General features: G+C 74.6%; 4 protein-coding genes. All 4 read left to right on the forward strand.

All coding sequences use genetic code 11. The features are described 5' to 3' along the window. Positions 1–912 (forward strand): 2,3-bisphosphoglycerate-independent phosphoglycerate mutase (gene gpmI / locus I53_RS19575; protein WP_043353782.1); only part of this gene is annotated, 912 nt, incomplete at its 5' end. A gap of 133 nt (positions 913–1,045) precedes the next feature. Then, complete coding sequence (locus I53_RS19580; RefSeq protein ID WP_251982376.1) at positions 1,046–2,311, forward strand: oligosaccharide flippase family protein; 1,266 nt, start codon at positions 1,046–1,048, stop codon at positions 2,309–2,311. Next, the gene (locus I53_RS35290; RefSeq protein ID WP_251982377.1) at positions 2,248–2,460 is read left to right on the forward strand and encodes a hypothetical protein; all 213 of its coding nucleotides are present in this window, start codon (positions 2,248–2,250) and stop codon (positions 2,458–2,460) included. The genes I53_RS19580 and I53_RS35290 overlap by 64 nt, the downstream gene beginning before the upstream one ends. 10 nt (positions 2,461–2,470) lie before the next feature. Beyond that, positions 2,471–3,664: a GNAT family N-acetyltransferase gene (locus tag I53_RS19585; RefSeq protein WP_043353784.1), complete on the forward strand. Its 1,194-nt coding sequence runs from the start codon at positions 2,471–2,473 to the stop codon at positions 3,662–3,664. The last annotated feature ends 18 nt before the right edge of the window (positions 3,665–3,682 follow it).

The raw sequence follows: 3,682 nt of genomic DNA on the forward strand, positions 1-3,682 counted from the left end.
GGGACCCGGTTCGAGCGGGCCGGGCAGGCGGTCGCCGCGTCCTACGCGCAGGACGTGTCGGATGAGTTCATGCGGCCCGCGATCATCGGCGACTATGCCGGCATGCGGGACGGCGACGGCCTGCTGTGCTTCAACTTCCGCGCCGATCGGACCCGGCAGATCCTGGAGGCGCTCCTCGACCCGGCCTTCGCGGGATTCGACCGCACGCGGACGGTCCGGTTCGCCGCCGCCCTGGGGATCGTCCAGTACAGCGTCGAGATCGACGCCTTCGCCGAGACCCTGTTCGGCCCCCTCGACCTGCCCAACGGCCTCGGCGAGACCGTAGCCCGGGCCGGCCGCACGCAGTTGCGCATGGCCGAGACCGAGAAGTACCCGCACGTCACCTACTTCATGAACGGCGGCCGCGAGGACCCGTTCGCGGGGCAGGACGCGGTCCTCGTGCCCTCGCCCAAGGTCGCAACCTACGACCTGCAGCCGGAGATGTCGGCGCCGGAACTCACCGATCGCGCCGTGGAGGCGATCGGCTCCGGGCGCTACGACCTCATCATCCTGAACTTCGCCAATCCCGACATGGTCGGCCATACCGGCAGTCTCGCGGCCGCCGTGAAGGCGGTAGAGACCGTCGACACCTGCCTCGGCCGCGTAGTCGAGGCGGTGACGGCGCAGGGCGGGGCGCTGCTGGTGACCGCCGACCATGGCAATTGCGAGATGATGCGCGATCCCGAGACCGGGGAGCCCCACACCGCCCACACCCTCAACCCGGTCCCGGCCCTGCTCATCGGCGTCGACGGCGTGTCCCTGGCCGACGGCCGCCTGGCGGATGTGGCGCCCACCCTCCTCGACCTGATGGGGCTCGACCAGCCGGCCGAGATGACCGGCGCGTCGCTGATCCGGAAGCGGGGCGCGGGCTGAGGGCCGGGGCCGGCGGCACGCCGCCTGCACGGCCCGGGCTGTCATGCCCGCCGTCCCTGCGTTACGTCCCGCCACGAAGCCGGTCTGTCCCAGCGTGGTGCGAGGTCGTGGTGCGTGTGACCGGTTCTAGGACATGATCGCCCGACACAGCCTGATCTATGTCGGCTCCCGGGGCTTCGCGGCAGCCCTGAACATGGCCTCCGTGGCGGTGTTCACGCGGCTCGCGCCGGTGGAGAGCTACGGCACCTACCTCTACGTCCTGTCCTGGTCGCTGGTGCTCTACGGGGCGACCTGCCAGTGGCCGAAATTCGCGTTCTTCGCCCTCTACGACGAGGCGCGCGAGCCCGCGCAGGTCGGCACCGTGGTGCGGATCCTGGGCGGCACGCTGCTGCTCGCGGGGCTCGGGAGCGCGCTGGCCGCCGGCCTCGGGCTGATGTCGGCGCGGATGGCGGCCGCGATCCTGGCGCTCGCCTTCGGGAGCACCCTGTTCGAGGGCTCCACCGAGATCGCCCGGACGCGCCTCCGGGCCGGGGCGGTGGCAGCCTCGGTGATGAGCCGGGCCGTCCTGATCCTCGCCCTCGGCAGCCTCGCGCTGCATCTCTCGCAGGATCCGCTGCATCTCGCCTTCGCGGTGGCGGCCGCCAACGTCCTGGCCTCGCTCCCCGCCGCCGCCACGATCGCGCCGATGATGCCCGGCCGCGGCAGCCGGGCCGAGGCCCTGCGGCTCTTCGCCTATGGCTGGCCGCTGGTCCTGTCCTTCGGGACGGCGGCGCTCGCCCAGAGCCTCGACCGGCTGATCATCGCCAAGACGGTGGGGCCAGCGGGGCTCGGCGCCTACGGGGCGCTGGCCGACTTCCTGAAGCAGAGCTTCATCGTGTTCGGCGAGGCGATCGCCCTGTCGCTGATCTCCATCGCCAAGCGCGAGGCGCGGGCGGGCGGGATGGCGGCGGCCTCCGGGGTGCTGCGCGACGCCGCCCGGGCCATGACGCTGATCGCCGCCTTCGGGGCGGTGTTCTTCCTGTGCTTCGACGATCTGGTCGTGGCGGTGCTGCTCGGGCCCGCCTACCGGGCGGAGGCGCGGGAGCTCGCGCCGGTCCTGATCCTGGCCTCCATCCCGATGATGTTCCGCGCCTATTATTTCGGGCAGGTGATCTACTTCACCCGCTCCAGCGGCCTGGAGGCCGGCGCCGCCTTCGCGACCCTCGCCGCGGTCGCCGCCCTGTCGCTCCTGGTGATCCGCGGTTCGGTGCCGCCGGGGGGGCCCTCGCTTTCGCGGGCGGCCAGAGCGCGGCCTGCCTCGTGCTGGTGCTGGGCGCCCGCCGGGCCGGCACGACGATGCCGCTGCCCCTCGCCGACATGGCGGGGATCGCCGGGATCGCGCTCGCCTGCGGCGCGGTGAATGCCGGCATCGCCCTGGTCCCGGGCGGGCTGATGCCGCCGGGGCAGGCCCTGCGCCTGGTCCTGCTCGCCGTCGCCGCCGGCATGACGGCATGGCGCTACGACGTGCTCGGCTTCGCCGGCGCGATCCGCCACCGGCTCGCGGCCTGACGGTCCCGCCATGGCAGACATCGCCGCGCTACCGGGGGGGTTCGTGGCGGCGGTCCGGCCCCTCGATCCCCGAGCCCCCTGGATCCCGGCCTGGCGGGCGCTGGGCGCGGCGTCGCTCATCCGAAACCCGTTCTACGAGGCCGGCTACGCCCTGGCTGCCCGCGACGCCTTCGGGGCGGGCGTCCGGCTCCTCCTCGTCGCCGACCGGCCGCCGGAGGCGCCGGGGGCCCGGCTCGTCGCCGTCTGGCCGTTCCGGCTGTCGCGGCGGCGCTGGGGCCTGCCGCTGCCGCTGCTCATGGGCTGGACCCACGGCTACGCCCCGTTCGGCGCGCCGCTCCTCGACGGCGCCGATCCACAGGCCGGACTCGCGGGGCTGCTCGCCGCGCCGGGCATGCTCGGCCTGCCGCCGCGGCTCCTCCTGCCGAACGCCCCCGCCGACGGCCCCCTGCCGGACCTCCTCACCGCGCAGGGCGGACGCCGGGCCGCCTACTGGCCGCATGACCGCGGCCTGCTCGATCTGAGCGGGTTCGGGCCGGAGGCGCGGAGCGGCTATCTCGGGCACCTCTCCGGTCAGCGCCGCCGCAAGCTGCGCCGCGCCCGCGCGCGCCTGGAGGCGGCGGGGCCCGTGACCTTCGAGATCCTCGCCGCACCCGAAGCCCTCGGCCCGGCCCTGGACGCCCACGTCGCCCTCGAGACCGCCGGCTGGAAGGGGCAGGCCGGGACGAGCCTGGCGCAGCGGACGGCGGAGATCGCCTTCCTGCGCGCCGCCCTGGCCGATCTCGGCGCGGCGGATGGCGTGCGCATCGCCCGCCTGCGCCGGGGGGAGCAACTTCTGGCCTCCCTGATCCTGCCGGTCACCGGCCGGGAGGCCTGGGTGCTGAAGATCGCCAACGACGAGACCCGACCGGAGACCGCGCCGGGCGTCCAGCTCGTCCACCGGCTGACCGAGGCCCTGGCCGCGGGCGACTGGCCGATCGACCGGATCGATTCCTGCGCGCCGCCGGGCTTCGCCCTCGGCACCACCTTCTGGACGGAGCGCCGGCCGATCGCCCATCTCCTGGTCGAGGGGGGGCGCGATCCCCTGTTCCCGGTCGCCCGGACCCTGGAGCGCGCCCGGGAGCGCGTCGCCCGGGCGCGTGTCACCATCCGAAGCGGGCGATCTGCTCCAGCCGTGCCCGCGTCGCCGCCGCGTCGCCGCCCATGACGGCGATCCGCCCGGACA

This window comes from Methylobacterium sp. B1 (assembly GCF_000333255.1).
GTDB classification, from domain to species: Bacteria; Pseudomonadota; Alphaproteobacteria; order Rhizobiales; family Beijerinckiaceae; genus Methylobacterium; species Methylobacterium fujisawaense.

Excerpts from the sequence above, each read along its gene's own strand:
- I53_RS19580 (WP_251982376.1), top strand. The coding sequence starts at position 1,046 with ATGATCGCCCGACACAGCCTGATCTATGTCGGCTCCCGGGGCTTCGCG.
- I53_RS35290 (WP_251982377.1), top strand. The coding sequence starts at position 2,248 with ATGCCGCTGCCCCTCGCCGACATGGCGGGGATCGCCGGGATCGCGCTC.
- I53_RS19585 (WP_043353784.1), top strand. The coding sequence starts at position 2,471 with ATGGCAGACATCGCCGCGCTACCGGGGGGGTTCGTGGCGGCGGTCCGG.